A 395-nucleotide genomic window follows, 5' to 3' on the forward strand; every position below is an offset into this window, starting at 1 on the left:
ATTGTGGCCGAGCAAACCAAGCACTTGACCAGCATGTAAGTCAAATCTCACATCATGAAGCGCCTCTCCTTGTTGACGGTACTGCTTGGAGACGTTTTTTACACTGACTAATGCGCTCATTGGTCACCTTTCATATGGGGGTTTAGTTGCTGGACAAGTTCATCAACTGACATGTCCAGACGTTGTAATGTATTGGCTATTTGAGGAATTTGCTGTTCAAGAAAGCGAGCCTTTTCCGCAGAGCGCAATTGTTGAATTGCCCCTTGTGCGACAAACATGCCTTGGCCACGTTTTTTCTCCACTAGTCCTTCATCAACAAGTAACTGATAGCCTTTCATGACGGTAAGGTGGTTAATTTTCATATCGGCAGAGATGTTGCGGACCGAGGGTAAAGC

The 395-nt window shown here is 45.6% G+C and carries 1 protein-coding gene and 1 pseudogene; both read right to left on the bottom strand.

Annotation, left to right across the window (positions count from 1 at the left end; all coding sequences use genetic code 11):
* A pseudogene (locus UF06_RS26610) lies at positions 1-120 on the bottom strand (ABC transporter ATP-binding protein); the annotation flags it as partial.
* The coding region (locus UF06_RS22660) for a GntR family transcriptional regulator (RefSeq protein WP_045572491.1) at positions 117-395 on the bottom strand (279 nt) is incomplete at its 5' end. The pseudogene UF06_RS26610 and the gene UF06_RS22660, both read right to left, overlap by 4 nt.

It is taken from the genome of Vibrio sp. S234-5 (assembly GCF_000960595.1).
GTDB lineage: Bacteria > Pseudomonadota > Gammaproteobacteria > Enterobacterales > Vibrionaceae > Vibrio.